The 21835-nt window shown below is 72.2% G+C and carries 26 protein-coding genes; 8 read left to right on the plus strand and 18 right to left on the minus strand.

Annotation, left to right across the window (positions count from 1 at the left end; genetic code table 11):
* Nucleotides 1–67 precede the first annotated feature (67 nt).
* Nucleotides 68–763, minus strand: a complete 696-nt coding sequence (locus tag FHS29_RS33655; protein ID WP_184698263.1) for an ABC transporter permease — start codon at nucleotides 761–763, stop codon at nucleotides 68–70.
* On the minus strand, nucleotides 760–1662 hold the full coding sequence (locus FHS29_RS33660) for an ABC transporter ATP-binding protein (protein WP_184698265.1): 903 nt from the start codon (nucleotides 1660–1662) through the stop codon (nucleotides 760–762). Before FHS29_RS33660 ends, FHS29_RS33655 begins: the two co-directional genes overlap by 4 nt.
* Nucleotides 1663–1769: 107 nt before the next feature.
* Here FHS29_RS33660 and FHS29_RS33665 point away from each other — a divergent pair, with 107 nt between their 5' ends.
* Together FHS29_RS33665 and FHS29_RS33670 are read left to right on the plus strand one after the other, a co-directional pair.
* A complete protein-coding gene (locus tag FHS29_RS33665; RefSeq protein ID WP_312865215.1) occupies nucleotides 1770–2948 on the plus strand; it encodes a sensor histidine kinase in 1179 nt (392 codons plus the stop codon).
* A gap of 376 nt (nucleotides 2949–3324) precedes the next feature.
* Nucleotides 3325–3927 (plus strand): response regulator transcription factor, encoded by a 603-nt coding sequence (locus tag FHS29_RS33670; protein ID WP_184698267.1) that lies wholly within the window; start codon nucleotides 3325–3327, stop codon nucleotides 3925–3927.
* Here FHS29_RS33670 and FHS29_RS33675 read toward each other — a convergent pair.
* On the minus strand, nucleotides 3885–5267 hold the full coding sequence (locus tag FHS29_RS33675) for an aldehyde dehydrogenase family protein (RefSeq protein WP_184698332.1): 1383 nt from the start codon (nucleotides 5265–5267) through the stop codon (nucleotides 3885–3887). The genes FHS29_RS33670 and FHS29_RS33675 overlap by 43 nt on opposite strands.
* 62 nt (nucleotides 5268–5329) lie before the next feature.
* Here FHS29_RS33675 and FHS29_RS33680 point away from each other — a divergent pair, with 62 nt between their 5' ends.
* On the plus strand, nucleotides 5330–5734 hold the full coding sequence (locus FHS29_RS33680) for a ChaB family protein (RefSeq protein ID WP_184698269.1): 405 nt from the start codon (nucleotides 5330–5332) through the stop codon (nucleotides 5732–5734).
* Here the strand turns inward: FHS29_RS33680 and FHS29_RS33685 are convergent.
* Nucleotides 5706–6527: an SDR family oxidoreductase gene (locus tag FHS29_RS33685; protein WP_184698271.1), complete on the minus strand. Its 822-nt coding sequence runs from the start codon at nucleotides 6525–6527 to the stop codon at nucleotides 5706–5708. The genes FHS29_RS33680 and FHS29_RS33685 overlap by 29 nt on opposite strands.
* A gap of 75 nt (nucleotides 6528–6602) precedes the next feature.
* Between FHS29_RS33685 and FHS29_RS33690 the strand changes: the two genes are divergently transcribed.
* From FHS29_RS33690 to FHS29_RS33700, 3 genes are all read left to right on the plus strand, one after another.
* A complete protein-coding gene (locus tag FHS29_RS33690; protein WP_184698273.1) occupies nucleotides 6603–7781 on the plus strand; it encodes a zinc-dependent alcohol dehydrogenase in 1179 nt (392 codons plus the stop codon).
* A gap of 17 nt (nucleotides 7782–7798) precedes the next feature.
* On the plus strand, nucleotides 7799–8155 hold the full coding sequence (locus FHS29_RS33695) for a hypothetical protein (protein ID WP_184698275.1): 357 nt from the start codon (nucleotides 7799–7801) through the stop codon (nucleotides 8153–8155).
* Between the two features lie 82 nt (nucleotides 8156–8237).
* Nucleotides 8238–8912, plus strand: a complete 675-nt coding sequence (locus FHS29_RS33700) for a DUF6766 family protein (protein WP_184698277.1) — start codon at nucleotides 8238–8240, stop codon at nucleotides 8910–8912.
* 16 nt (nucleotides 8913–8928) lie between these two features.
* On the opposite strand, the gene FHS29_RS33705 is transcribed toward FHS29_RS33700, so the two are convergent.
* The 9 genes from FHS29_RS33705 to FHS29_RS33745 form a co-directional block, all read right to left on the minus strand.
* Entirely contained in the window at nucleotides 8929–9486 is a 558-nt protein-coding gene (locus FHS29_RS33705) for a DUF6328 family protein (protein WP_312865216.1), read from the minus strand.
* Between the two features lie 71 nt (nucleotides 9487–9557).
* The gene (locus tag FHS29_RS33710; RefSeq protein ID WP_184698281.1) at nucleotides 9558–10715 is read right to left on the minus strand and encodes a cytochrome P450 family protein; all 1158 of its coding nucleotides are present in this window, start codon (nucleotides 10713–10715) and stop codon (nucleotides 9558–9560) included.
* Nucleotides 10706–11386 carry an SDR family oxidoreductase gene (locus FHS29_RS33715; RefSeq protein WP_184698283.1) on the minus strand — a complete coding sequence of 227 codons (681 nt, stop codon included), beginning with the start codon at nucleotides 11384–11386 and terminating at the stop codon, nucleotides 10706–10708. Before FHS29_RS33715 ends, FHS29_RS33710 begins: the two co-directional genes overlap by 10 nt.
* Nucleotides 11387–12670: a D-glycero-beta-D-manno-heptose 1-phosphate adenylyltransferase gene (rfaE2, locus tag FHS29_RS33720; RefSeq protein WP_184698285.1), complete on the minus strand. Its 1284-nt coding sequence runs from the start codon at nucleotides 12668–12670 to the stop codon at nucleotides 11387–11389.
* Nucleotides 12667–13236: a D-sedoheptulose-7-phosphate isomerase gene (locus tag FHS29_RS37350; protein WP_312865217.1), complete on the minus strand. Its 570-nt coding sequence runs from the start codon at nucleotides 13234–13236 to the stop codon at nucleotides 12667–12669. The genes rfaE2 and FHS29_RS37350 overlap by 4 nt, the downstream gene beginning before the upstream one ends.
* A gap of 2 nt (nucleotides 13237–13238) precedes the next feature.
* Nucleotides 13239–14450 (minus strand): glycosyltransferase, encoded by a 1212-nt coding sequence (locus tag FHS29_RS33730; protein WP_184698289.1) that lies wholly within the window; start codon nucleotides 14448–14450, stop codon nucleotides 13239–13241.
* Complete coding sequence (locus FHS29_RS33735; protein ID WP_184698291.1) at nucleotides 14447–15319, minus strand: glycosyltransferase; 873 nt, start codon at nucleotides 15317–15319, stop codon at nucleotides 14447–14449. Before FHS29_RS33735 ends, FHS29_RS33730 begins: the two co-directional genes overlap by 4 nt.
* The gene (locus FHS29_RS33740) at nucleotides 15316–16317 is read right to left on the minus strand and encodes a glycosyltransferase family 9 protein (protein WP_221457076.1); all 1002 of its coding nucleotides are present in this window, start codon (nucleotides 16315–16317) and stop codon (nucleotides 15316–15318) included. The genes FHS29_RS33735 and FHS29_RS33740 overlap by 4 nt, the downstream gene beginning before the upstream one ends.
* The gene (locus FHS29_RS33745) at nucleotides 16314–16829 is read right to left on the minus strand and encodes a D-glycero-alpha-D-manno-heptose-1,7-bisphosphate 7-phosphatase (RefSeq protein ID WP_184698293.1); all 516 of its coding nucleotides are present in this window, start codon (nucleotides 16827–16829) and stop codon (nucleotides 16314–16316) included. The genes FHS29_RS33740 and FHS29_RS33745 overlap by 4 nt, the downstream gene beginning before the upstream one ends.
* Nucleotides 16830–16960: 131 nt before the next feature.
* Here FHS29_RS33745 and FHS29_RS33750 point away from each other — a divergent pair, with 131 nt between their 5' ends.
* On the plus strand, nucleotides 16961–17479 hold the full coding sequence (locus tag FHS29_RS33750; RefSeq protein ID WP_184698295.1) for an SRPBCC family protein: 519 nt from the start codon (nucleotides 16961–16963) through the stop codon (nucleotides 17477–17479).
* 277 nt (nucleotides 17480–17756) lie between these two features.
* On the opposite strand, the gene FHS29_RS33755 is transcribed toward FHS29_RS33750, so the two are convergent.
* From FHS29_RS33755 to FHS29_RS33770, 4 genes are read right to left on the minus strand one after another with little or no spacing between them, the layout of a single operon-like run.
* Entirely contained in the window at nucleotides 17757–18269 is a 513-nt protein-coding gene (locus FHS29_RS33755) for a hypothetical protein (protein ID WP_184698297.1), read from the minus strand.
* A 1-nt stretch (nucleotide 18270) separates the two neighbouring features.
* On the minus strand, nucleotides 18271–19017 hold the full coding sequence (locus tag FHS29_RS33760) for a metallophosphoesterase family protein (protein WP_184698299.1): 747 nt from the start codon (nucleotides 19015–19017) through the stop codon (nucleotides 18271–18273).
* Nucleotides 19014–19262, minus strand: coding sequence for a BON domain-containing protein (locus FHS29_RS33765; protein WP_184698301.1), 249 nt, complete (start codon nucleotides 19260–19262; stop codon nucleotides 19014–19016). Before FHS29_RS33765 ends, FHS29_RS33760 begins: the two co-directional genes overlap by 4 nt.
* Nucleotides 19259–19813: a nucleotidyltransferase gene (locus FHS29_RS33770; RefSeq protein WP_184698302.1), complete on the minus strand. Its 555-nt coding sequence runs from the start codon at nucleotides 19811–19813 to the stop codon at nucleotides 19259–19261. Before FHS29_RS33770 ends, FHS29_RS33765 begins: the two co-directional genes overlap by 4 nt.
* A 60-nt stretch (nucleotides 19814–19873) precedes the next feature.
* On the opposite strand from FHS29_RS33770, the gene FHS29_RS33775 reads away from it, so the two are divergent.
* Entirely contained in the window at nucleotides 19874–20110 is a 237-nt protein-coding gene (locus tag FHS29_RS33775; RefSeq protein ID WP_184698304.1) for a DUF6480 family protein, read from the plus strand.
* A 138-nt stretch (nucleotides 20111–20248) separates the two neighbouring features.
* Here the strand turns inward: FHS29_RS33775 and FHS29_RS33780 are convergent, their stop codons facing one another.
* Nucleotides 20249–21253: an NAD-dependent epimerase/dehydratase family protein gene (locus tag FHS29_RS33780; RefSeq protein ID WP_184698306.1), complete on the minus strand. Its 1005-nt coding sequence runs from the start codon at nucleotides 21251–21253 to the stop codon at nucleotides 20249–20251.
* Nucleotides 21254–21835 lie beyond the last annotated feature (582 nt).

Here is a 21835-nt window from a genome sequence, read left to right on the forward strand (position 1 = left end):
CTCGCCAGGTGCTGCCGGCCGGACCCCGCCAACTCCGGGAGGGTACGGGGGTCCGGCCGGGACCGGGTCACTGGCTCCGGGCGTCCCACCTGAACAGCCGCGCCGAGAGCACGCAACCGACGGCCGTCCAGGCGAGCAAGGACAGCGCAGCCCAACCCGGGCGGCCTTCACCGCCCCACGCCGCGCCGACCAGGTCGGCGACCCCGCCACCGGGCACCAGCAGGGCGCGGATGTCGTCCGAGCTCATGGCCCAGATCCCGCCGCCGAGCAAGGCGAAGAAGAACGGGCCGGTGGTGATCTGGGCCAGTTCGGCGGTCGACGTCACGCCGCTGGTGGCGACGCCCGCCGCGCAGCTCATGGCCGCCCCGCCCACCAGGGCGAGCGCCAGCAGGTCCGGGCGGGACGGGAACTGCGCGCCCGCCGCCACGCTCACCCCGACCAGCAGCACCGCCTGCACCAGCCCGAGCAGCACGGCGGGGAGCACGACGCCGGTCAGCACGACCGCGTCCGACGCCGCCCCGGTGCGCAGTCGCTTGAGGTAGAGGTCCTGGCGTCGGGACGTCAGCGAGGTCGTGATCGTCACGTACACGGTGAACCCCAGCGTGCTCAGCACCTGGAGGGTGATGGCGAAAGTCCAGCCCTCGTCGCCGAACGACAGCGCGAAGAAGGCGCCGAACAGCAACGGCATGGCGAACGCCAGGGCGGCAGCGGTCCGGTTGCGCACCAGCAGCTTCAGCTCGGCGAGACCCAGTGCGGTGATCATGCCGCGACCACCTGCCGACCGGCGCGTGCCGCGTGGAAGACGTCCTCCAGCGACGCGTGGTGGGCACGCAGGCGGACCAGCGCGTGGCCGTCACGGCGGGCCCACGCGAGGAGGGTCTCCAGGTCGTCCTGGAGGTTCCGGGTGCGCACGTCGACCCGGCCGGACGGCTCGTGCACCACGTCGCCGGTGAGGATGGGCAGGCTGCGCACGTCCAGCCGATCCGGCAGGTCGAACGAGATCCGCGCGGGCTGGGCGGCCAGCACGTCGACCAGCGCCCCGGAGACCGCGACCACGCCCTCGTGCAGGATCGCCAGCCGGTGTGCCAGCGACTCCGCCTCCTCCAGGTAGTGAGTGGTCAGCACGACGGTCGTGCCCTCGGCGAGCAGTTCGCGCACCACCTCCCAGGTGCGCTGCCGCGACTCCGGGTCCAGCCCGGTGGTCGGTTCGTCCAGGAACAGCAGCTCGGGTCGCCCGAGCACGGCCAGCACGAGGTCGAGCCGGCGCCGTTCGCCGCCGGACAGCTGCTTGATCCGCACGTCCCGGCGGTGCCCGAGGTCCAGCCGGTCGAGGGCTTCGCGGTGGTCGCCGGGACGCCACAGGCGGGTCATCTCCGCGACCGTCAGCTCGGCCGGGAACCCGCTCTCCTGGAGCATGATGCCGGTCCGCGCGCGGATCGCGGCACGGTCGCGGTGCGGGTCCACCCCCAGCACGCGCACCCGGCCGGCGCTCGGCGCCCGCAGTCCTTCCAGTGTCTCCATCACGGTCGTCTTGCCCGCGCCGTTGGTGCCCAGCAGCGCGAACAGCTCGCCCTGGTCCACTTCGAGGTCCACCCCGCGCACCGCCTCGAAGTCCCCGTAACGGCAGCGCAGGGCCGCCACGTCGATCACCGGATTCCGCATGGGACGATGCTCGCGTCCGCGCGGGCGGGTTCCCAGTGCCGTCGCGCACCGGTTGATGTGACAGATGTCAGCAGACAGCGGGGCTGTTCGGCTCGTAGATTCGTGCCGTGACCCAGATCAGCACGCTCCGCCGGTGGACCTGGTGGTCGGTGGTCGGCGCGGGCGTGATGGTCGCGCTGGTGACCACGCTGGACATGTCGACCGGCCGGTACGGGTGGGGGACGGTCGGGCTGGCGTCGGCCGTCGTGGTGGTCAGCGTGCAGCACGCCCGGTACCTGCGGCAGGCGATGGACGGCCTGGGCCGGGGCGGGCGGCGGACGTGGGAGCACCTGGCGACGTTCGCGGTGGCCATCGGGGCGCTCGCGTACGCCGGGACGCAGACCCCGGTGCCGATGGCGTGGTACCTGCTGCCGGCGGCCGTGATCGCGCACGTGGTGGCCAACCGGCCGGCCGGGACGCGGTGGGTGGTCGTGCTGGGCGGGATGGTCGCGGCGATCCTCGCGGGTGGTGTGCTGACCTCGCCGGAGGTGGTCGAATCGCTGCTGATGCCGGTGTTCCTGGTGTCCGGGTTCGTGCTGGCCGACCTGGCGCAGCTGTGGTTCTGGGACGCGGTGCTACGGATCGACCAGGGGCGGCAGGCGTCCGAGGCGCTCGTGGTGGCCGAGGAGCGGCTGCGGTTCGCGGCCGACCTGCACGACATCCAGGGCCACCACCTCCAGGCCATCGCGTTGAAGGGCGAGCTGACGGCGCGGTTGATCGGGCGGGACGACGCGGCGGCGCGCCGGCACGCCGAGGAGGTCGCCGAACTGGCCCGGACCGCGCTGCGCGAGACCCGCGAGGTCGTGCAGGGCTACCGGCGGGCCAGCCTGGGCACGGAGATCACCAACGCGGTCGGCGTGCTGAGGGCGGCCGGGATCGAGACGGCGGTGTCCGGGGACGCGACCGACGTGCCGCCGCCGTTGCAGCCGCTGTTCGGCGCGTTGGTGCGGGAGGGGACGACGAACGTGCTGCGGCACAGCCGGGCCCGGCGGTGCGATGTGGACATCAGCGTGGTGGACGGGCGGGTGGTCGTGCGCCTGCGCAACGACGGGGTGCGGTCCGAGGAGCGGGTGCGGCCCGGGAGTGGGGTGGACGAGGCCGGGGGTGGGACCGGGTGGGAGGGCGAGACCGGGTCCGGGTCCGGGTTGGCGGGGTTGCGGGAGCGGTTCGCGAGCGTGGGCGGGCGGATCGAGGTCGGCGCGGCGGGCGCGGACGGGTTCGAGCTGGTCGGGCTGGTGCGGTCGTGAGGGTGGAGCGAGTGGCGGCGGGACCTCCGGCCCTCGATGTGCGGGCTTCGGCGTGGCGTCCGCCCTTTGATTGCCGGGTAGTGGCGTGGCCGCCGGCCCCCGGTTTCCAGGCAGTGGCGTGGCCTCCGGCCCCCGATTCCATTGTCCCACGGGGGACCGACAATTTCGGTGGGTGGGCTTTCGGCATGGTGCCGGTTGTGGCTCGGCGGTTCGGTGCGGGACGGCTCGGTTCGCGGCGGTTCGGTGCGGGACGGCTCGGTTCGCGGCGGTTCGGTGCGGGACGGCTCGGTGCGGGAAAGCTTGGTGCGGGGCGACTCGGGCGGGTGCGGCTCGGGCGGGTGCGGCTCGGTTGGGGGCGGTTCGGGCGGGGGCGGTTGTGATCAGGGTCGTGCTCGCCGATGACGAGGACCTGATCCGGGGTGCGCTGGCGGCCTTGCTCGAACTGGAGGAAGACCTGTCCGTGGTCGCCCAGGCGAGTGATGGGGACGCCGCCGTCGCCGCCGTGCGTGCCCACCTGCCCGACATCGCGGTGTTCGACCTGGAGATGCCGGGGCGGGACGGTGTGCTCGCCGCCGAAGCCGTGCGGGACCTGGACGGGGTCGCGGTGGTCATCGTGACCCGGCACGCCCGGCCGGGGGTGCTGCGGCGGGCGCTCAGCGCCGGGGTGCGGGGGTTCGTGCCCAAGACGACGCCCGCCGCGCGGCTCGCCTCGATCCTGCGCGACGTGCACGCCGGCCGCCGCTACGTGGACTCCGAGATCGCCGCCGCCGCCCTCACCGAGGACGCCTGTCCGCTCACCGCCCGCGAACTCGACGTCCTCCGGCACGCCCTGCGCGGCGGCACGGTCACCGTCATCGCGCGGGAGGCGCACCTGGCCACCGGGACGGTCCGCAACTACCTGTCGTCCGCGATGACCAAGCTCGGCGTCAGCACCCGCTACGAGGCGGCGCGCCTGGCCTGGGACGAAGGCTGGATCTGAGCCACGTGCACCACCTTCGTGGTGGTCATCTCGTCCAGCAGTTCCGGCCCGTAGCCGAACCCGGTGCCGGACAGCCCGCGCGGCTGGGCCGCGCCACCGGGAGCGCCGCCGAACACCGCGTTCACCTTCACCGTGCCCACGGGCAGCGTGCGCCACGCCTGCTGGGCGTGCGCCATCGACACGGTCAACACGGTCGCGGCCAACCCGTGGTCGTCCTCCGCCGCCTCGGCGAGCCCCTGGGCGAACGACTCCACCACCCGCACGGGCGCGACCGGCCCGAACGTCTCCTCCCGCATCACGCGCATCCCGGGCGTGCACCGGGCCAGCACGGTCGCCGGGTAGAACGCTCCCTCGCCGTTGGGCACCGAACCGCCGGTCAGCGCCGTCGCACCGTCCGCGACCGCCTCGGCCACGTGCTGGTGCACGTGCTCGCGCTGCCGTTCGTCGACCAGCGGCTGCGGCGTCCACTCGTGGGCGGCACGGCACAGGGCGTCCAGGAACTCGTCCGCGATCGCCGCGTGCACGAAGATCCGCTCCACCGACGTGCACAGCTGCCCGGCGTTGGTGAACGCCCCCAGTGCCGCCTGCCCGGCCGCCCACACCGGGTCCACATCGGCGTCGACCACCAAGGGGTCGTTGCCGCCGTTCTCCAGCAGCGCCTTGGCCCCGGTGAGCGCCGTCGCGGCGGCGATCGCGCGTCCGGTCGCGGTGCCGCCGACGTGGGCGACGACGTCGACGTCGCGGTCCGCGGCCAGCAGCGCGCCCACCGAGCCGTCCCCGGTGATGCCGTGCAGCACCCCGTCGGGGAACGCGGCGGCCATCAACCGGTTGAGCAGCACGCCGGTCTGCGGGCAGCGCTCGCTCGCCTTGTGCACCACGGTGTTGCCGGTCACCAGCGCGGCGCCGAGCAGCCCGCACGCCACCGCCACCGGATCGTTCCACGGCGTCAGCGCCACCACCACGCCACGCGGCTCGGGCACCATGAAGTCCATCGCGTCCCACGAGCCGAGCAACGACCGTCCACCGTGGACCGGTCCCAGTTCGGCGTACTGCTCCAAGGTCGACACCCCGGCCAGCACGCCCTCCTCGGCGGAGGCGAACGGCCTGCCGGTCTCCGCTGACACGAGCTTCGCCAGGTCCTCCGCGTGCGCGCGCACCGACGCCGCGGCCGAGCGCAGCGCGGCGCCCCGTTCGGCCGCCGGGGTGGCCGCCCAGCCGGGCTGCGCGGCACGGGCGGTGCGGATGGCGCCGGCCACCTCGTCCTCCGAGGAGACGGGCGGGCTGCCCTCGGGCGGGCTGTGGGGCCGGTCGAGCGGACGGTGGGTGTCGAGAGCGCGCATGTCCGTCATGGCGTTCGGGTACCCGAGGCGCCCAGCCGAAACCAAGGACGGGAGGAGACCCCATGCCCGGACGCCAGGAACTGCCCAGCACGGTCGCGCGGTCGTCGAAGAAGGCGCAGCGCACGTGGATCAAGGCGCACGACTCGGCGGTCGAGTCCTACGGCGAGGGTGAGCGCTCGCACCGCACCGCGTTCGCTGCGCTGAAGCACTCGTTCGAGAAGGTGGGCGACCACTGGGAGCCGAAGGACCACAAGGGCCCGTCCGACGAGCAGGCCGCCCGCAGCACGCCCAAGCAGGGCAAGACGGCGGGCGGGGTGGACGCGAACGCCAGCAAGCAGCACCTGTACGACCTGGCCAAGAAGCTGGACGTGCCCGGTCGGTCGACCATGACCAAGCAGGAGCTGGTCGACGCGATCGACAAGGCCAACCGGAAGAAGACTAGGGCTCGCGCCAGTTCGAGTCGGTGAGCATCCCGGACGCCTGCGGACCCATCAGCAGCATCCCGCCGTCCACCACGAACGACGCCCCGGTCACGTAGCCGGCCGACGGGGTGGCCAGGAACGCCACCACCGCGGCGACCTCCTTCGCGTGGCCGGGGCGGCCGAGCGGCACACCGGGCCGGGGCTGGGTGCGCGGGTCGACGTCTTCCTGACCGGTCATCGGCGTGGAGATCTCGCCCGGCGCGACGGAGTTGACCGTGATGTCGTGCTCGGCCAACTCCAGCGCCAAGACCTTGGTCAACGCGCCCAGGCCGGCCTTCGCCGCGCAGTACGGTGCCGCGCCGACGCGTGGGGCGTGCTCGTGGACGGAGGTGATGTTGATGATCCGTCCGCCCTTGCCGGCTGCGATCATGTGCTTGGCCGCGCGCTGCGAGCAGAGGAACGCACCGTCCAAATCCACCGACAGCACGTGCCGCCAGGTGTCGAAGTCCATGTCCACGGCCTTGGTGGCGGTACCCGTGCCGGCGCAGTTGACCAGCACGTCGATGCCGCCCAGCTCCTCGGCCAACTCGTCCACCACGGCCGCCGCCGTGGGCAGGTCGCCCAGGTCCAGCCGGCGCACGGCTGCCTTCACACCCAGGTCGCGGACCTGTTCGGCGGTGTGCGCGGCACCGTCCGCGTCTTCGTGGAACGTGATGCCGACGTCGACACCGCCGCTCGCGAAGGCCACCGCGACGGCCTTCCCGATCCCGGAGTCGGACCCGGTCACCACGGCGCGCAGCGGCGCGCCCCTGCGGTCTTCGGGTAGTGGAGTGCCCATGGGCGCCGGGTACCCCGCAGCACGTTTGCGACACACCACCCAGGGAACGCCACGGAGGACGAAGGGAGCTGTCACATGAAGGCCGTCACCTGGCACGGCAGGCGGGACGTCCGCGTGGAGGACGTACCGGATCCTGTGCTCAAGGAGCCGACGGACGTGATCGTGCGCATCACGTCGACCGGCCTGTGTGGATCCGACCTGCACCTTTACGAGGTGATGGGTCCTTTCCTCGATGAAGGCGACATCCTCGGCCACGAGCCGATGGGCATCGTCGAAGAGGTGGGCGCGGACGTCACGGCGCTCAAGACCGGTGACCGGGTGGTGATCCCGTTCAACGTCTCGTGCGGTTCGTGCTTCATGTGCGGGCAGGGGTTGCAGTCCCAGTGCGAGACCACCCAGGTCCGCGAGCAGGGCATGGGCGCGGCGCTGTTCGGCTACACCAAGCTGTACGGGCAGGTGCCCGGCGGGCAGGCCGAGTTCATGCGCGTGCCGTTCGGGAACACCCTGCCGATCAAGGTGCCCGACGGTCCGCCGGACGACCGGTTCGTCTACCTGTCCGACGTGCTGCCGACCGCCTGGCAGGCGGTGGACTACGCGGACGTGCGCGAAGGCGGCAGCGTCGTCGTGCTCGGGCTCGGGCCGATCGGCGACATGGCGTGCCGCATCGCGAAGCACCGCGGGGCGAGCACGGTCATCGGCGTGGACCTGGTGCCCGGACGGCTGGCACGGGCGAAGTCACGGGGCATCACGGTCCTGGACGTGCGGGACAGCGAACTGGTCGACCACATCCGCGACCTGACCGGCGGACGCGGCCCGGACGCGGTGATCGACGCGGTGGGCATGGAGGCGCACGGCGCGCCGGTGGCCAAGCTCGCCCACCAGGCCGTCGGGATGCTGCCGGACGCCATCGCGGCGCGGTTCATGAAGACGGCGGGCGTCGACCGGCTGCACGCGCTGCGGCTGGCGATCGACATCGTCCGGCGGGGCGGCACCATCTCGCTGTCCGGCGTGTACGGCGGGATGGCCGACCCGATGCCGATGTTGACGATGTTCGACAAGCAGATCCAACTGCGCATGGGCCAGGCGAACGTGTGGCGCTGGGTGAACGACATCCTGCCGCTGCTGGGCGACGACGACCCGCTGGGCACCGAGGACTTCGCCACCCACCACCTGCCGCTGGCCGAAGCGCCGCACGCGTACGAGATCTTCCAGCAGAAGCGCGACAACGCGGTGAAGGTGCTGTTGAAGCCGTGAAGCGCTAGGGTCTGATCATGTTGCGGCGGTTGGGTTTGCTCGCCACCGTGCTGGCGGTGGCCGGATGCGGCTCGGGCACCGAGGACTTGGCCAGGCGGGCCGCCGACGAGTTCGCGTCGGCGGTGTCCGCCGGTGACTCGGCGCGGATCTGCTCGCTGCTGACCGAACGGGCCAGGGAGCACGTCGACTGCGCCGCCGTGGACCTCCCCGGCGGCGAGGTCGAGGAGGTCGTGGTCTGGGGCGACGCCGCCCGCGCCCGCACCGCGTCGGACACCTTGTTCCTGCGTGAGCTGGCTGTCGGCTGGCGGGTTTCGGGCGCGGGTTGCCACCCCGTGCCCGACCGCCCCTACTCGTGCGAGGTGGGTGGTCCGTGACCCAGCGCGGGATGTTCTACGTCTACCTGGTCGGTGTGGTCGGGCTGCTGGTCTGCTTCAGCCTCATCGGGGTGATGGGACTGTGAAGAAGTTCCTGCGCGACAACGGCCTGGGCCTGGCGTTCGGCGTGCTGTTCCTCGGTTCCCTGGTGGGACAGGCCTTCTCCGGCAACGCCGACGTCAACGCCCGGCGGCTGGCCGACGGCGGCGATCCGATCGGGCTGTGGCAGTACGTGCTGTCGTCGGACTTCGCGGTCGACGTGGCGGAGAACTGGCAGTCGGAGTACCTGCAGTTCTTCCTGTTCATCTTCGCCACGGTCTGGCTGATGCAGCGCGGATCCAACGAGTCCAAGCTCGCCGACCGCCTCGGCCCCGAGTCCGACGAGCAGCAGTACCTGGGCCGGCACGCGAGATCCGAGTCACCGCCGTGGGCCCGCGCCGGCGGGTGGCGGACCAGGCTGTACTCGAACTCGCTGGGGCTGGTGATGCTCGGCTTGTTCCTGGGCTCCTGGCTGACCCAGTCGATCGCGGGGCGCAGCGCGTACAACAACGAGCAGCTGGTCGACTTCCAGGACCCGGCGTCCTGGTGGGACTACGTGCTGTCCGCCGACTTCTGGAACCGTTCGCTGCAGAACTGGCAGTCCGAGTTCCTGGCCATCGGCTCGATGGCCATCTTCAGCGTCTACCTGCGCCAGCGCGGCTCCTCCGAGTCCAAGCCGGTCGGCGCACCGCACGACCGGACCGACGTGTCCGGCTAGCGGCTCCGGTGAAGGGCTAGTCCAGATCGTCGTCGTCGCGGACGGCGGTGCCGTGGCGGCGTTCCCGCCACGGCAGCAGGAACCAGATCGTGCCGAAGAAGAGCGCCGCCACGACGCCCAGCGCGACCGCCTGCCAGCCGCCCACCACCATCTCGCCCAACAGCAGGACGGTCCCGGTCATGGCGACCGCCAGGCAGCCCATCCCCACCACGGTGAACCGGTTGGCCACCTCGATGATGTCCTCGCGCCGCCCTCGCCGGAACAGGATGCGGTGCCAGGAGGCGGGAGCGGTGAACAGCGCCACGGAGCCCGCCGCGAACAGGACGGTGATCATGTGCGTGGTACGCACGTAGCTGTCGGCCTCCGCGTAGCGCTCGGTGAACGCGATGGACAGCAGGAAGCCGAACAGGATCTGCACACCGGCCTGCGCCACGCGCAGTTCCTGGAGCAGCTCGTTGAGGTTCCGGGCGAGCCTCCGCTGGTGGGACTGTTCGGCCTCGCTCACCGGAACGGAGTACCCGTCGACGTGCGTGGTCAACCACCCCGGTGGTGCGGCGAGGGGTCGGGTGGCCACATGGCGGCCCCGTGCCCGGTGGTCGACCACCGCCTGGTGTGCCACCTCCGTCGATCGATCGAACCGGTGTCCTACCTGCGAGCGGCCGGGAGCCGCAGCGCGAAGTGGTTCAGCGTGGCGGGCAACGGCGGCCGGAGCACCGGCACGTCCAGGTGCTCGCGGAGGGTGTCCAGCATCAGACCGGCACTGACCAGCACCAGGTCGCGTCCCGGGCACACCCCCGGACCACCGCTGAACGGCACCAGCGCCGGTTCCGAGTTCGGCCACAGGTCAGGCCGGTAGGCGTCCCCGAACTGCCGGTGGAAGTACGGCGTGAACACGACGAACGTGGTCTTCTCGGGCAGCCACGTGCCGTGCCACCTGGTCGCCAGGGTGCTCTCCCGCAGGATCACCGGCGTGGTCGGCCACAGCCGTGCCGACTCCAGCACGCCGGCCGCACCGGAACCGCCGATCGCCAGCGCCCGCATGGTCACGATGCCGGCCGCGTCGAACGCGAACAGCCAGTGCGGCACCTGCCCGACCAGCTCGTCCGGCGTCGCCACGGCGGCCAGGCTGCCCGTCTCGCCGCGTTCCAGGTGGTCGCGCAGCCGCCGTTCGAACCGCTGCCGCACGCCGTGCCGGCGCGGGTGCAGGAAAGCCCAGTTGGCGTTCTGCCGCAACACCTTCAGCTCGTCGGTCAGCGCCTCGTCGGCCCGTGCGCCGGACCCGAGCACGATCCGCCGCACCGCCCGCCACCAGGTCTGCGCGAACGAGTCCCAGGTGAGCACCCCGGTGCTCGTCACGTGGCGCACCAGCAGGTCCGCCTCGTCCCGGACCACCGACCCGACGTCGACGTTGCCCGGCCGCAGCGCCTTCTCGTTGAACCGCCTGCGCCGCTCCCGCTCCTCGCCCCGCGAGGCGAGCACGCCGTGCGGCTGGAAGTAGTTCAGCGCCGCGCGCTTCTCCGTGGTGGCCAGGGCGAACGGCTCCGGCGACCCGTCGAGCAGCCGCGCCACGTCGTCCGCGTCGAACACCAGCGCGACGCTGCGCCCGGTGACCCGCAGCCGCAGCGGCTCCGGGCCGTACCGGTCCCGCAACGACGTCATGGTGTCCACCGCCGCCGCGTCCGCCTGCGTCCACTCCGCCATCGCCATCGCCGACCGGCGGCGGACGATCACGCCCTTCGCCAGCGTGGGCAACAGGACCTTCGCGAACGCCCGGCCGGTGTCCAACCGCGATGCTACGGCCACGACCCCTCCTCGCTGTGCGCGACGACGAGTTCCCGCACCTCGCACCCCGGCGGCTGGCGCAGGGCGAACAGGATCGCGTCGGCGACGTGCTCGGGCGGGTTGAGCCTGCTGTCGTCGGCCGGCCGGTACTGCTCGGCGCGGTCGTCGAAGAAGTGCGTGCGCATTCCACCGGGGATCACCAGCGTCACGCCCACCCGCCCCGCCGTCTCGGCCGCCAGCGCCCGGGTGAACCCGACGACACCGAACTTCGAGGCGCAGTAGGCGGTCGCGTCGCTGACGGCCTTGATGCCGAGCGTGGACGCGATGGTCACCACCCGCCCGCCGTCCAGGTACGGCAGCGCGGCGCGCACCACGGCCGCCGTGCCGAGCAGGTTCACCATCACGACGCGTTCCCAGTCGGTCGCGGACACCTCGTCCAGCCGGCCGCACGCGTCCGTGCCCGCCGCCGTCACCACGGCCCGCAGGCCGCCGTTGCGGTCCGCGATCGCCCGGACCGCGTTCTCCGCCGCCCTGGTGTCGCTGAGGTCGACCGACTCGAAGTCGGCCACCTCGTCCGACGTGGGCGCGGCCTTGTCCAGCACCAGCGGTCGCCCGCCGAGCTCGTGGACGGCGTGCACCACGGCCGCGCCCAGTCCGGACGCTCCACCCGTCACCAGCACCTGTCCGGGCATTCAGCTCCTCCTCGCCAGCAGTTGTGTGGTCGACCGGCCCCGGTGGTAGGGCACGACGACGGTCCGGCCGCCCCAGCTGCGCACCAGGCCGGCCTCGGGCAGGGATTCGGCGCGGTAGTCGCCGCCCTTCACCCAGATGTCCGGCCGCAGCTCGGCGAGCACCCGCTCCGGGGTGTCCTCGCCGAACACCACGACCTCGTCCACGCAGCCCAGCGCGCGCAGCACCTCGGCCCGGTCGTGCTGCCGGGTCACCGGCCGGTCCGGGCCCTTGAGCCGCCGCACGGACTCGTCGGAGTTCAGGCACACCACCAGGCAGTCCCCCAGCGCGCGGGCCGCTTCGAGCGTCCGCACGTGACCGGCGTGCAGCAGGTCGAAGCACCCTCCGGTCGCCACCACCACCCCGCCGCGCGCCCGAGTGGAGTCCACTGTGGACACAGGATCGGGGCGGAAGCCCGAAGCACCGCCCTTGGCCAGGAATTCGGCGGCCGAAGCGACCGCGGCGGCGACTGCCTCGTCCACCGGCGAGCCCGCCATGAGCCGCGCGGCGGCGGTGACCGCGAACCGGTCCCCCGCCCCGCACGGGTCGACCACCGCGACCTGCCGTGCCGGCACCGCGACCGGCGTGCCGCCCGTGTCGAGTAACGCTCCTTCGGCCCCCAGGGTCACCACGACCGCACGGGCCGACCAGCGGTCCCGCAGCGACCGCGCGGCGTCCGCCGCGTCGTGCTCGCCGCTGAACCGGTCCGCCTCGCTGCGGTTGGGCGTCACCAGCCGTGCGTCGGGCGTCGGGGCGGGACCGCGCGGGTGCGGATCCCACACCACCGGGCGGCGGGCGAGCACGGCCCGCAGCCGGTCGTCGTCCGCCAGCCCGCGGCCGTAGTCGGAGACCAGCACCAGGTCGGCGTCGCGCACCGCGTCCAGCATCTCGTCGGTCGCCCGGGGCTTCCCGCGCCCACCGCCCCGGTCCATCCGGGCGATGGAGTGCCCGCCGCTGCGCAGCCGCGCCTTCACGGAGGTGGCCGCCGGCGACGGGCCGAACACCGCCGGCACCCCGGCCAGCGCGTCCCGCAGTCGCACGCCGTCGGCGTCGTCCGCCACGGCGGTCACCAGCGTCACGTCGACGCCGTCCCGCTGGGCCAGCGCGGCGGCCAGCCCCGCGCCGCCGGGTCGGACGTGCTCGGCCCGCACGTCGAGCACCGGTGCGGGCGCGTCCGGGCACAGCCGGTCGGCGGTGCCCTCGATGTCGATGTCGAGCAGCGAGTCCCCCACCACCGCGAGCTTCACGAGACCCTCCGGGACGCAGCGGGCAGGGCTGCCTCGAACGCCTTGCACAGCGCGTGCACGGCCACCAGCTGGGCTTCCTGCACGTTGGCCGGCTCGCCGGGCAGCGCCAGCGCCTCCTCCGCCTCGGCGGCCAACGGGTTGGGCGCGGGACCGGTGAACGCCCACACCCGGGCACCCGCCGCACGCCCGGCACGTGCCGCCTCCAGCAGGTTCGGGCTCTTGCCGCTGGTGGACAGCAGCACCACCACGTCGCCGGGGCGGGCGTGCGCGGTGACCTGGCGGGCGAACACCTGGTCGTACCCGTAGTCGTTGCCGATCGCGGTCACGCTGGAGGTCTCCGAGCACAGCGCGATCGCCGAGAACGGCGCGCGGTCGTCCCGGAAACGCCCCACCAGTTCGGCGGTGAGGTGCTGCGCCTCCGCCGCCGAACCGCCGTTGCCCGCCGCGAGCAGCCGGCCGCCCTCGGACAGCCGGCGTGCCAGCAGCCCGCCCCACCGGGTGATCCGGGGCGCTTGGGCGCGCAGCCCGGCCAGCGACTCCGCCAACCCGCTCAGGTGTTGCTCGATGCTCACAGCCCACCTCCCACAGCGACGGCCGAGGTCGGTTTCACGCCGGCCTTCAGGTACGTCCGCTCGGTGTCCTCGGCGATGCGGTCCCAGGTGTACCGGGCCTGCACCCGGTCCGTGCCGGCCAGCCCGTACGCCTCGCGCCGCCCGGGGTCCGCCAGCAGCGACCGCAGGGACCTGGCCAGCGCGATCGGGTCACGCGGCGGCACCAGCGAGCCGGTCACCCCGTCCACGACGGTGTCGGTCAGCCCGCCCACCGCGGAGGCCACCACCGGCACACCGCAGGCCATGGCCTCCAGCGGCACGATCCCGAACGGCTCGTACCACGGCACGCACACCACGACGTCGGCCGACCTGAGCAGGGCGGGCATGGCCCGCCGGGACACCTGGCCCGCCAGCCGGACCCGCTCCAGCACGCCCATCGCCCGCGCGTGGTCGAGCAGCCGCCGGGCCTCCGGGTCGGACTTCACGTCCGCCGCACCGCCCGCGACCACCAGCTCGGTGTCCGGCAGCGACCGCAGCGCGGTGATCACATCCACGAAGCCCTTGCGCGGCACCAGGCGACCCACCGCGACCAGCCGGTGCGACAGCCGGGGCCGGTCCTTCCCGCCGTCCGGCCGGAACAGCCGGGGGTCCACCCCGCACGGCACCACCGAGATCCGCGACCGCGGCACGCCCATCCGGATCAGCTCGAACACCTCGTCGCCGCAGGTCGCCGCGACCCGGTCCACCTCGCGACCGATCAGCCGCTCGGTGGTCACCCGCTCCGGCGGGCTGGTGTCGGCGCTGCCCTGGTACCGCCGCTTGACCACGCCCAGCGCGTGGAACGTCTGCACCACCGGCACGTTCAGGTTGCGGGCGGCGAGCACGGAGGCCAGACCGGACATCCAGAAGTGCCCGTGCACCACGTCCGGGGCCTCGGTCCGCCACCGCTCCCGCAGGTACTGGGCGAAGTCGCCCATGTAGGGCAGCAGTTCGTCCTTGGGCACCGACTCGGCCGGCCCGGCGGGCACGTGCACCACGTCGTAGCCCTGGCCGGTGCGCACTCGTTCGGGGAGGTCCGGGTCGTCGCGCCGGGTGTAGACCGTGACCTCGTGCCGCAATCTGACCAGCGCGGCCGACAAGTCCGCCACGTGCACGTTCTGACCGCCCGCGTCCACACCGCCGAGTGCCGCCAACGGGCTCGCGTGTTCGGACACCATCGCGATCCTCATGAACCCACCTCCGCCAACAACCTGTCCCAGTTACGCAGGAACGCGTCGAGCCCATACCGAGCCAGGGCGAACTCCCTGGCGTGCTTGCCGTTCTCGTGCGCCAGCGCCGGGTCGGCGATGAGCGCGGCCATGCCGCGGGCCAGTTCGTCCACGTCGGTGGACACCACACCCGCCTCCGGGGGCACCGCGCGCACCGCCTCCGTGCAGGCGAGCGCCACCACCGGCATGCCCAGGTGCATCGCCTCGATCAGCGACAGACCCAGCGACGTCCAGCGCACCGGGTGCAGGTAGAGGCGGCGTCGCCCCAGCTCCGGGTGCAGTTCGGCCAGCGGGTGGTCGCCGTGGCCGCCGAGTTCTTCGGTACCCATCCCGTAGAGGTCGAGCGGCGCCACCGACGCGAACCGCGCCAACAGGTCTGTACCCACAACCCGGCCCCGGCGAACCGGCTCGTTGACCACGACCGCCGCCCTGTCCAGTTCCCCGGTGTAGAGGTGGCCGGGGTCGACGACTCCGTGCTCGACCACGACGGTCCGCGTGGTGCCGCAGTCCCACATCAGGTCGTTGAAGTGCGTGACGTGCACCAGCAGGCCTGGCCAGTCGGCCATGGGGTGCCGCTGATTCGGCGCCGCCGGCGTGTTGTGCTCCAGGTAGATCACCGGAATTCCCTGCGGCACCCGGGAAAGTTCTTCCACCCGCTGCACCACGGCGACATCGGCCTCCACTTCGGACAGCGGCACCTCACGCGCGGCGGGCCAGTCGCGGCCGGCCAGCCCCACGCCGTCCGGCGGGGCCGGCAGCAGGTAGTCGTGTCCGCCCCGGACGAACGCGTTCGTCCACGACCCGTGCACGTGCCACAGCAACACCTTCACGTCCGCACTCCCACAAGTTCGGCCACGGCGGCGACCACCTCGGCCGGGGTGACCCGGTCCAGGCACGGGTGGCCGGGCACGGGGCACTCGCGCGCCCGTGACCCGGCGCACGGCGCGTTCTGGTCGCCCAACAGGACATGCCGCCCGTGCGGGGCCCAGCGTTCGGCGGGCACGACGGGCGCGAACAACGACACCACCGGCGTACCCACGGCGACAGCCAGGTGCGCGGGACCGGTGTTGCCCACGACGACGACTTCCGCACCAGCCAGCACCCCGGCCAGCTCCGCGAACGTCGTGCGTCCGCCGAGGTCCAGCGCGTGCGTTCCGGCGACGTGCGCGGTCAACGCCGTCTCCCCCGGTCCCCCGGTCACCACGACCCGGTGCCCCGCGTCGGAGAGCGCTCGCGCGGCCTCGGCGCAGCGGTCCGGCGACCACGCCCGCGCGGGCACCGAGGCACCGGGGTGAATCACGACATAAGGGGAGGTAACAGGTGATTCCGGCGGCGGCACAACGGAAAGCCGACCGTCGTCACCCGGCGGCAGCTCGAACCCGGCCGCCCGCGCCACGCTCAGCGCCCGCTCGGACTCCGGCACGGACGGGTCGTCGCGCAGCCGGACGTCCAGCAGCGAACCGGGGTAGTCGGTGGAACGGGCCACGATCCGGGGCACGCCCGCGAGCCGCAGCAGCAGCGCCAACGGCAGCGGGCTCTGGTGGAACGAGGTGAGGACCAGCGCCACGTCCGCCCGGATCCCCTTCAGCAGCGCCACGATCCCCTCGATGTCCGGGGTGCGCACCTCCGGCGGCGGTGACATGATCCACGGGCAGTCCCACCGCACGATCCGCTGCACACCGGGCAGGAGCCCGGCCGCCTGTGCCCCGTTGTGCCCGCACAGCAGCACGACCTCACCGGACGCGGCGGCGGCGCGCACCGCCGGGCCCGCCAGCAGCACGTCGCCATCGCTGTCCAAGCGGGCCACCAGGATCCTCAAAGGACTCATCGGATCGCCTCCAGCGCCCCGGCAAGATCCTTTGCCACACAAGGGGCCTGGTCGATCTCCGCGCGCAGCGTCCGGGGCGTCGGCACGAGCACGGAGGACGCGCCGGCGGCCCGGGCCGCGTCCACGTCCGCCCCGATGTCGCCGATGACCACGGTCCGTGACGGCTCCACGTCCAGCGCCTCGCACGCGGCCAGCACCAGACCCGGCTGCGGCTTGCGGCAGGCGCAGCCGTCGTCGGGGTGGTGCGGGCAGAGCTGCCACGTGCCGAAACGCCCGAGCAACTGCTCCACCCGCGCGTTGACCGCGGCGACGTCCTCCCAGGACAGCAGGCCGCGCCCGATGCCGGACTGGTTGCTCACGACTCCGGTTCGGACACCCTGCGCGCGCAGCTCGCGGACCGTTTCCAAGGCACCCGGCATAAGTGTGACGAGGGAGGGGTCGCCGTTGTACGGCACATCACGGATGAGCGTGCCGTCGCGGTCGAACAGCACGGCCTGGGGGTACTGGTCCACAGAGGAGACTTATCCGAGAAGCGGGCTCGCAAACGCATCCGGGGGAAACGCTACTCACTGTCACCCATGTGTGGATCGCCGGCGGCGGGGTACTCAACCTACGAACTCGACACGAGGAGAGGTTGTTTTCAGTGACGACGATCGAGAAGTCCGTGGACGTCGAGGTCCCGGTCACCACCGCCTACAACCAGTGGACCCAGTTCGAGTCGTTCCCGCGCTTCATGGAAGGCGTGGAGAGCATCACCCAGCTCACCGCGACCCGGACCCACTGGGTGACCAAGATCGGTGGCGTGCAACGGGAGTTCGACGCCGAGATCACGGAACAGCACCCGGACGAGCGAGTCGCCTGGCACACCGTCGACGGTCCTCCGCAGGGCGGCGTGGTGACGTTCCACCGCCTGAACGACACGGCCACGCGGGTCCACCTCCAGATGGAGTACGACCCGCAGACGCTGACCGAGAAGGCCGGCACCGCGCTGGGCGTGGTCGAGCACCGCATCAAGGCGGACCTGGACCGGTTCAAGACCTTCATCGAGGACCGGGGCAGGGAGACGGGCGCCTGGCGCGGTGACGTGACCCGGCCTCCGCAGGCCGGCGAGACCCGCCACGACCTGCCCGACGGCGGCAAGCCGGGCGACGCGATCCGATGAGCACGAGGGCGGGCCGGGGCCCGCGGCGACGGAGCTGGTCACACCCTCCGCTCCCGCGCCCCGGCCCGCCCCTCGGCGCCGCTTGAGGCCGTTGCTCCGCCGAGTCCGCCGGTGTTCCGCACACCGGCGGACTCGAGCTGCTGTACCGGAACACCGGTGCTCAGGTCGATTCACCCGAACAGCAGTCGAGACAGCAGTCGAGCCCGAACAGCAATCGAGCCCCCGTCTCCTCCGAGATCGGGGGCTCGACCACGTTCGGGCTCGACCGTTCGGGTGGTCAGCCCCGCTTGAGGCTCTCCGACAACTGGTACACCGACTGCCACAAAGCGGTGGCGGCGTCACCCAGCAGTGAACTCTTCGGCGGGTCGTTCCGGGTGATGTCCAGGCCCACGTCGGACGTCACCACGTCCTGCGCCAGCAGCTTCTCCAGCACCGCGAGCACCACGTCCGGGTGACCGAGCGGCAGTGGCGCGGCGAAGGTCTGCACCGAACGCACCTGGTCCCGGTAACGGTTGGCGATGTCGCCGACGTCCGCGCCGGCCGCGGCACCCGCCACCAGGTGCACGTCGCGGCCCGCCAGGTCGGCCAGCACCGACTCCACCTCGTGCAGCGGCTCGTCCGTCACCGGCAGCCGGCACCACACGATCCGAAGGTGCTCGGTCAAGGGCCGCCACGTGGCGGGCAGGTCGCCGTGCGGTGCGGCACCCGAGGGATCGAGCACGAGCACCACAGGGGCGTCGGTCGGTCCCTCCCACACCACGGACGGACCCGACGACTTGGCTTCCGTCATGTCACACCTCCACGACAGCGGGTTCGACGTGGACAGCGGGTTCGACGCAGTACACGGTGAACGCGGAGCGGATGATGGGCTGCGCGACGTTGCGCACTCGCACGCCACCCGGCGTCATGCCGTGCTCGACGCCGAAGTGCGCGTGGCCGTGCACGGCGAGGTCCGTGCCGGTCGCGTCGATCGCCTCGCCGAGCAGGTAGGAGCCGAGGAACGGGTAGATCTCCGGCGGCTCGCCACGCAGCGTGTCGGGTACCGGGGCGTAGTGCGTCAACGCCACCTTTACGTCCGTGTCCAGGCTGCGGAGTGCACCTTCCAGGCGTTCGGCGATCCCCATCGTGTGGTGGATGAACGCCTTCATCTCCGGCTCGCCGAACGCGCTGCCGCACTTCCCGGCGAACCCGCCCCCGAACCCCTTCACGCCCGCGACACCCAGCGTGTGGCCGTCGATGTCGAAGCTGGCGGTCTCGCCCTCCAGCACGGTGATGCCCGCGTCCCGCAACACCTGCGTGACCTCGGCCGGCTTGTCGTCGTGGTGGTCGTGGTTGCCCAGCACCGCCACCACCGGCACCGGCAGGCCGCCGAACTCCTCCGCCACGACCCGCGCCTCGGTCACCGTGCCGTGCCTGGTCAGGTCGCCCGCCAGCAGCAGCACGTCGGCGTGCTCGCCGACCTTCTCCAGCGCGGGCCGCAACCGGCCCCGTGCGTCCTCGCCGAGGTGCACGTCCCCCACCGCCGCGACGCGGATCATCGCAACTCCTCCCTGCCGACGGGTTCACCCACCGGCACGACCTTCACGTCGTCCAGCACGGTCAGTTCCGGTGCGACGTCGTGGATCACCGCCTCCAGCTCGTCCCGGCGCTCGGCGCAGGCCACGTCGCCGGACAGCAGCACGTTGTCGCCGCGCACGGTCACCCGCACCCCCAGCTCGGTGGTGCGGGGGTCCTCGGCCAGCGCCCGGCGGAGTCGGGCGGCCAGGTACTGCTCAGCGGTCATGGCGTGCTCCTGATGTCCAGGCGTTCGGTCAGCACCAGGAACGCCTCGGCGTACGGGGAATGGGAGGTCGCCTCGATCACGCGCGACCAGTCGATCTGCTCTCGTAACGCACGGGCGAAGGGCAGCAGCTCGCTGAAGTCGCAGCGGTGGCCGTCCAGCACGAGGAGCTTGCTGACCATCACGTCGGTCGCGGGCATCACCGGCAGCGTCACCGAACCGACCGCCAGTTCCTCGGCGCGGGCCAGCGTCTCCTCGGTCACCGGCAGCTCGTTCGGGCGGAACAGCAGGTCGACCAGCGAATCACCGTCGTAGACCTTCAGAAGCCAGTCCTCGGGGGCGTCTGCCGCCCGCATCCCGGCCGCCACCAGCGCACTCACCGCGGGTTTGGCGTCCTCCTCGCGTACCAGGAGGTCCACGTCGTGCTCGGTCGCCGGACCACCCCGCGCGTAGACCGCGCACCCACCCGTGAGTGCGAACGGGATACCTTGCTCGCGCAGCGCCTTGGCCACCTTGACCAAGGTGCGCAGCAACTCGTCTTGAACGCCGCTCATGCTTGTGTCTACCCCGACCGCCCGTGCTTCACACTGGCCCGGACGGGTACCCGGTCAGGCATGACAGCCACCCCTCCGGACCCGGATCCGGCCCAGACCCCCGGCCTCGAACCCGGCGGCGGCGTCGCGCCCGGCGACACCCCGCCCGATTCCGGCCAGACCTCCGGCGTGTCCCCCGACCAGCCCATACCGCCGCGAAGCCGCAACATCGTCGCCTTGGTGATCGTGACGATCCTGACCCTGATGGTGCTCGGCTTCGTCGTGGCCCAGATCATGGGCTGGGCGAAGCTGTTCTAGGACCAATCCGCGAAGCCGACGCCCCGTGCCCGGACGCACACCGGCCGGGGCACCCGGTTCCCCTTGTGCCCGCCGGAAAACACCGGTCGAGTTTTTCATCCGAACGGGGACGAACCGGGTTCGGGGCGGCGACCCGCGCTACGGCTTGAGCGGCGGACTGGCGGACACACCCTCGCGACGACCGATGCCGTCCAGCAGCGAACGCAGCGCCTCGCGGGCGTCGTGGCGGGGCGTCCAGCCGAGTTCGTCCCGGGCCCGCGACGCGTTCAGCAGCGGCGTGGTGAGGGCGAGGTCGACCCAGCCGTGCGAGGTCGGTTGCAGGCGCAGTTTCCACGTGACGCGCGCCAGTCCACGAAGGACGAACGGCGGGACCGGAACGTGCCTGCTGCGCATGACTTCCGCCAGCACCTGCGGGGTGATGACCGGCTCGGAAGCCAGGTTGAACGCACCGGGCAGCTTGCGCTTCACCACCATCGCCACGGCGTCCGCCACGTCGTCGGCGTGCACGAACTGCAACACCATGGTCTTCGGCAGCGGCAGCACCGGCAGGTTCACCCGGAACAACACGGAAGGCACCAACGGACCGAGGAAGTACCGCTTGATCTCCGCCGCCGCGCCCGGTTGCAGGATCAGCGCGGGCCGCACCCGTGACACCGTCAGCCCGGGGTGGTTGCGCTCGACCTGATCGAGCTGCCGTTCGACGGCGGCCTTGTGCCGGCTGTAGTACGAGTTCGACAGGCCGCCGGTCGGCCAGCTCTCGTCCACGGTGTGGTCCTTGGCCGCCGGCGAGTACGCACCCACCGACGACATGTGCACCAAGTGCGGCACCCCGGCCTCGCAAGCCGCAGCGAACACCCGCTCACTGCCGGCCACGTTCGCCCGGTACAGCTCGGCCTCGTCGTGGCTCGGCTGGATCCGCCACGCCAAGTGCACCACCGCGTCCGCACCGCGCAGCACGTCCGCCAACGGCTGTTCCGCCCCACTGCGGGAGAGGTCCAACGGCGTCCACTCGACGTCGTAGGGCGGCTTGGGCTCAGGCTGACGACGGGAGATGCCGTGCACCCGGACGTCCGGCTCGGCGGCGAGCCTGCGCAGCAGTGCGGTGCCCACGTTGCCGGTCGCGCCGGTCACGACGATCCTCATGCAGAGCGGTTACCCACGGGTGCCGAGCGCAATCCACGGGAGGGCACGGGTGTTCGAAGCGACGGGGTGGGGACTGCCGGCGGGATCGGCACTGCTGATCGGTGCCCTCTTCGGCTACCCGGCGCGCAGCTACGGACACCGCCGCACAGTTCCATTGGCATGCTCTTGAGATTGGTCTACGCAGCTTGACGGCAGAAGAGGGACCACGGACTCAAAGCGCTCTTTGCGCACGCAGGTCTTGGATGAAGCCGGGGACACTAAGCAGCGGGACCACATCACTCGGGTCCCAAGAGTTGCCAGGGGACCGGCCTCAGCGTGACACGCCGCCCGCAACGCAACCCCCCAGCGTGCCAAGTCGCGCATGATCTTCTTCGCTTCCATGCCTGAACGAAGGCTTGTGGTACGAGGGTATGCACCGGCGCACCGGCGCTTCGAGGTCGCTCGGCGGGCGGCGTGTTGCGCTGACACCGGTCCCCCGGCAGGTCTTAGACCACGTCTCACGTGGCGTTGATGGTCGTGTCATGATCTTGGATCGTGGTTGATCGGTTGTCGTTGCGGTTGGTGCCCGATGAGTTGTGGGCG

It is taken from the genome of Saccharothrix tamanrassetensis (assembly GCF_014203665.1).
Classification (GTDB): Bacteria; Actinomycetota; Actinomycetes; order Mycobacteriales; family Pseudonocardiaceae; genus Actinosynnema; species Actinosynnema tamanrassetense.

Excerpts from the sequence above, each read along its gene's own strand:
- FHS29_RS33775 (WP_184698304.1), top strand. The coding sequence starts at position 19,874 with ATGACAGCCACCCCTCCGGACCCGGATCCGGCCCAGACCCCCGGCCTC.
- FHS29_RS33655 (WP_184698263.1), bottom strand. The coding sequence starts at position 763 with ATGATCACCGCACTGGGTCTCGCCGAGCTGAAGCTGCTGGTGCGCAAC.
- FHS29_RS33780 (WP_184698306.1), bottom strand. The coding sequence starts at position 21,253 with ATGAGGATCGTCGTGACCGGCGCGACCGGCAACGTGGGCACCGCACTG.
- FHS29_RS33685 (WP_184698271.1), bottom strand. The coding sequence starts at position 6,527 with ATGGGCACTCCACTACCCGAAGACCGCAGGGGCGCGCCGCTGCGCGCC.
- FHS29_RS33660 (WP_184698265.1), bottom strand. The coding sequence starts at position 1,662 with ATGCGGAATCCGGTGATCGACGTGGCGGCCCTGCGCTGCCGTTACGGG.
- FHS29_RS33755 (WP_184698297.1), bottom strand. The coding sequence starts at position 18,269 with ATGACGGAAGCCAAGTCGTCGGGTCCGTCCGTGGTGTGGGAGGGACCG.
- FHS29_RS33760 (WP_184698299.1), bottom strand. The coding sequence starts at position 19,017 with ATGATCCGCGTCGCGGCGGTGGGGGACGTGCACCTCGGCGAGGACGCA.
- FHS29_RS33695 (WP_184698275.1), top strand. The coding sequence starts at position 7,799 with ATGTTGCGGCGGTTGGGTTTGCTCGCCACCGTGCTGGCGGTGGCCGGA.
- FHS29_RS33765 (WP_184698301.1), bottom strand. The coding sequence starts at position 19,262 with ATGACCGCTGAGCAGTACCTGGCCGCCCGACTCCGCCGGGCGCTGGCC.
- FHS29_RS33675 (WP_184698332.1), bottom strand. The coding sequence starts at position 5,267 with ATGCGCGCTCTCGACACCCACCGTCCGCTCGACCGGCCCCACAGCCCG.
- FHS29_RS33740 (WP_221457076.1), bottom strand. The coding sequence starts at position 16,317 with ATGAGTCCTTTGAGGATCCTGGTGGCCCGCTTGGACAGCGATGGCGAC.
- FHS29_RS33730 (WP_184698289.1), bottom strand. The coding sequence starts at position 14,450 with ATGAGGATCGCGATGGTGTCCGAACACGCGAGCCCGTTGGCGGCACTC.
- FHS29_RS33715 (WP_184698283.1), bottom strand. The coding sequence starts at position 11,386 with ATGCCCGGACAGGTGCTGGTGACGGGTGGAGCGTCCGGACTGGGCGCG.
- FHS29_RS33680 (WP_184698269.1), top strand. The coding sequence starts at position 5,330 with ATGCCCGGACGCCAGGAACTGCCCAGCACGGTCGCGCGGTCGTCGAAG.
- FHS29_RS33690 (WP_184698273.1), top strand. The coding sequence starts at position 6,603 with ATGAAGGCCGTCACCTGGCACGGCAGGCGGGACGTCCGCGTGGAGGAC.
- FHS29_RS33770 (WP_184698302.1), bottom strand. The coding sequence starts at position 19,813 with ATGAGCGGCGTTCAAGACGAGTTGCTGCGCACCTTGGTCAAGGTGGCC.